At 73.7% G+C, this 3,459-nt stretch carries 3 protein-coding genes; 2 read left to right on the top strand and 1 reads right to left on the bottom strand.

The window, feature by feature from the left end; genetic code table 11:
• Window positions 1–261: 261 nt before the first annotated feature.
• Window positions 262–909, bottom strand: a complete 648-nt coding sequence (locus tag RKE29_RS28740) for a TetR family transcriptional regulator (RefSeq protein ID WP_312008636.1) — start codon at window positions 907–909, stop codon at window positions 262–264.
• A 364-nt stretch (window positions 910–1,273) separates the two neighbouring features.
• Between RKE29_RS28740 and RKE29_RS28735 the strand changes: the two genes are divergently transcribed.
• Both RKE29_RS28735 and RKE29_RS28730 read left to right on the top strand, forming a co-directional pair.
• Complete coding sequence (locus RKE29_RS28735; RefSeq protein ID WP_312008635.1) at window positions 1,274–2,083, top strand: VOC family protein; 810 nt, start codon at window positions 1,274–1,276, stop codon at window positions 2,081–2,083.
• 273 nt (window positions 2,084–2,356) lie between these two features.
• The coding region (locus RKE29_RS28730; protein WP_312008634.1) for a serine/threonine-protein kinase at window positions 2,357–3,459 on the top strand (1,103 nt) is incomplete at its 3' end.

The raw sequence follows: 3,459 nt of genomic DNA, 5'->3' as shown, positions 1-3,459 counted from the left end.
CGGTCCGCCGTGCGTGACAGGACGTGCGGTGCGCCGTACTCGGCGGGCGGTCGGTCGGCCGGCCGGGGCCGGCCGCGGTCGGCGGTCAGGGGCGCGGCCCGCGGTCGGCGGCCGCGCGGCCACAAGCTCGCCGGAGAGCGGCCCGAGCCGGATGCCGGAGAGCGGCCCGCGCGGGACGGCGCCCTGCGGCCGGGAACGCGCGCGTGGCGTGCTGCCGGCCCGGGAATCCGGCCCGAGGGAGCCGGGGGAGCCCGGGGGGACCTACTTCGGCGGCTTCCGGCCGGTGATGCCCAGGTGCACCAGCAGCGTCAGGCTGGGCTTGAGGTCGGCCTGCTTGGCGCCCCAGGCCGCGAAGCCCTTCTGGTGGGAGGCGACCGCGGCCAGCATCGTGACGAGCGAGGCGGCGAGGGCGGCGGCGCTGACGTCCTTGTCCACGCGGCCCTTGGTCTGGAGGTCCTTGACGGAGTCCGCCAGCGAGGTGGTCACCGACCCGAGGATGCGCATACGGATCTTGTTGAATCGTTTGTCCCCCTCGGCGGCGCCCAGATCGATGACCCGCAGAATGGCGTCGTGTTTCCGCCAGAAGGACAGGAAGCCCTCGACCAGCGACTCCGCCGACTGCGCGCCGGCCTTGCCGGCCCAGGTCCGGCCGGAGACCAGGTCGGTGAGGACCGCGCTCTCCTTGGCCATCTGCTCCGCGATCTCCAGGACGGCGCCCTCGACATCGGGGAAGTACTGGTAAAAGGTCGCGGGCGACGTGCCGGCCTTGCGGGCGACGTCGATGACCTTGACGTCGCGGTACGGGGACGAGCTGAGCATCTCGCTGAGGCAGTCGAGCAGCTTCTGCCGCGTGGCCTGCCCGCGGCGGCCGGCGACCCGGCCGTCGACGGTTCGTACTTGTCCTGTCATGCCGTCAGCTTACCGACGGGTGATCGAAGCGCTATTGGGCCGCGTGCAAATGGGTTTAAGGCCCAGTGGTCTGTCTTCTGACGGCATAAAACCCGTGCGTGAACAGCGCTTTTCGGACCTTGTCCGGTTACCGTGCGTCCAGGCCGGTCGCATCGGCCGTACGAATGAAACGTGCCACTGACACGCTCCGCCGAGGGAATGCTGGCGGAGCGTAATCGCGGCCGGTGGGGGCGGGTGTCGATCGGCAAAGAATCGATCGGGGATTCGATTGGCGCGGGCGGCGGGGCCCGTGGTGCCCCGTTAGCGTGGCGACTAAGGAGTGACGTAAGGCAATCCCCGCGCGCGTACGGGAGGAACGGGACCCATGGCCGCATTCGCGGAAGGCGTGCCCTGCTGGGCGGACGCGATGCTCCCCGACCTGTCGGCGGGCAAGCGTTTCTACGGCGAACTGCTCGGCTGGACCTTCGGCGCCAGCGAACCGGGCTTCGGCTACTACACGCAGGCGTATCACGACGGAGCGAATGTGGCCGCGCTCGCGCCCAAGACCGACGGCCGGATGCCCACGGTGTGGAACGTCTACTTCGCCGCCCACGACGCGTACGCGACCGCCGCCCGCATCCGCCAAGCGGGCGGCCAGCTGGTCGCCGCGCCGCTGCGCCTGGGCGCCTTCGGCACGATATTCAGCGCCGCCGACCCGGTCGGCGCGGTGTTCGGCGTCTGGGAGGCCGGCAGCCACGCCGGCTTCGAGAAGGAGGGCGCCCCCGGCTCGTACGCCTGGACGGAGGTCTACACCCACGACCCGCAGCGCGTGGACCCCTTCTACCGCCACGTGTTCGGGTACGGGTCGGCCCGCAGCGCCGACCCGGCCGAGACCGACTACGTGCTGTGGTCGCCGCGCGGCGAGCCGACCGGGCCGGAGCACGCGGTCTGCGGCCGGGCCCTGATCGACAACCGTTTTCCAGCCGAAATGCCGGCGCACTTCCTCACGTACTTCATGGTCGAGGACTGCGACGACGCGGTGCGTACGGCCGTGCGGCTCGGCGGGCGGGTGCTGCGCCCCGCGCTGGACGCGCCCGACGGGCGGTACGCGATCCTGTCGGACGACCAGGGCGCCCGCTTCGCCGTCGTGACCCCGGCCGCCGGTATCCGCGGGGCGGACGGCGGGCGGCCGTGAGTCCCGCGGGCGCCGGGCGGGCCCCGGCCGGGGCGTGCGGCGCTGGTCACAGCGGCGGCCGGGGGCGCGGTGGGTGGCGCGGCCGGTGGCGCGGATTGGCGAACGCGACGGCGGACGACCGGTGTATCCGCCCGTGACGCGATGAATAGCCCCCGGGTTCGCAACCGCCGCCTTCGCCGGAGAGAATGCAGCGTGCGCACCGCTGGTCGCTTTGTCGGCGGGGCGCGGCACGGGGCTGTTAATTTCTAGCCCCAACGGGGAGGTGGCAGGCAAGTGGTGGAGCAGCTTACGCAGCAGGATCCGAGGCGCATCGGCCCGTTCGAGGTGCTGGGCCGGCTCGGCGCGGGCGGCATGGGGCTGGTCTATCTCGCCCGTTCGGCGTCCGGTCGGCGGGTGGCGATCAAGACGGTGCGTACGGAGCTGGCCGAGGACCAGCTGTTCCGGGTCCGCTTCACGCGCGAGGTGGAGGCGGCCCGCGCGGTCAGCGGCTTCTACACCGCCGCCGTCGTGGACGCCGACCCGCGCGCGGCGGTGCCGTGGCTGGCCACCGCGTACGTACCCGCGCCCTCCCTGGAGGAGATAGTCAACGAGTGCGGGCCGATGCCCGCGCAGGCGGTGCGGTGGCTGGCGGCCGGCGTCGCCGAGGCCCTCCAGTCCATCCACGGCGCGGGCCTGGTCCACCGCGACCTGAAGCCGTCGAACGTGCTGGTCGTGGAGGACGGCCCGCGCGTGATCGACTTCGGCATCGCCTCCGGCGTCTCCAACACCCGCCTGACCATGACGAACGTGGCCGTGGGCACCCCGGCGTACATGTCGCCGGAGCAGGCGCGCGACTCGCGCAGCGTGACGGGCGCCAGCGACATCTTCTCGCTCGGCTCCACGCTGACCTTCGCCGCGACCGGGCACCCGCCGTTCCACGGCGCGAACCCGGTCGAGACCGTCTTCATGCTGTTGCGCGAGGGCCCGGACCTGACCGGCCTGCCGGAGGAGCTGCGGCCGCTCATCGAGTCCTGCATGCGCATGGCGGCCGACCAGCGGCCCACCCCGGCCGACCTCCAGGCCCAGCTCGGGCCGCACCTGTTCGCGGCCAACGCCGAGGACAGCGGCACCGCGTCCGCCTGGCTGCCGCCCGGCGCCGTCGCCCTCATCGAGCGCAAGCGCAGCGGCCGGGCCGGACCGCGCCCGCCCGGCCCCCGCCCCGGCGGCCACCCCGACGCGTACTCCGACGGCTCGCGCCCGGCGTCCGGCCCGGCGTCGGTGCCGCCGCCGCCCGGCCGCCCGCCCACGCCCGTACCCGGGTACGAGCCGCCGTCCGGCGGACCGCTGGGGCCCGCGGCGGTCCCCGCCCCGCGCGGCGAGCACGGCGGCCTGGACGG

It is taken from the genome of Streptomyces sp. B1866 (assembly GCF_031932565.1).
GTDB lineage: Bacteria > Actinomycetota > Actinomycetes > Streptomycetales > Streptomycetaceae > Streptomyces.
The sequence above is the reverse complement of the archived record's forward strand: the minus strand, read 5'-3'. Positions and strand labels throughout refer to the sequence as shown.

What these genes read in the sequence shown, in the direction of transcription:
- RKE29_RS28740 (WP_312008636.1), bottom strand. Translation starts at nt 909, where the DNA reads ATGACAGGACAAGTACGAACCGTCGACGGCCGGGTCGCCGGCCGCCGC.
- RKE29_RS28735 (WP_312008635.1), top strand. Translation starts at nt 1,274, where the DNA reads ATGGCCGCATTCGCGGAAGGCGTGCCCTGCTGGGCGGACGCGATGCTC.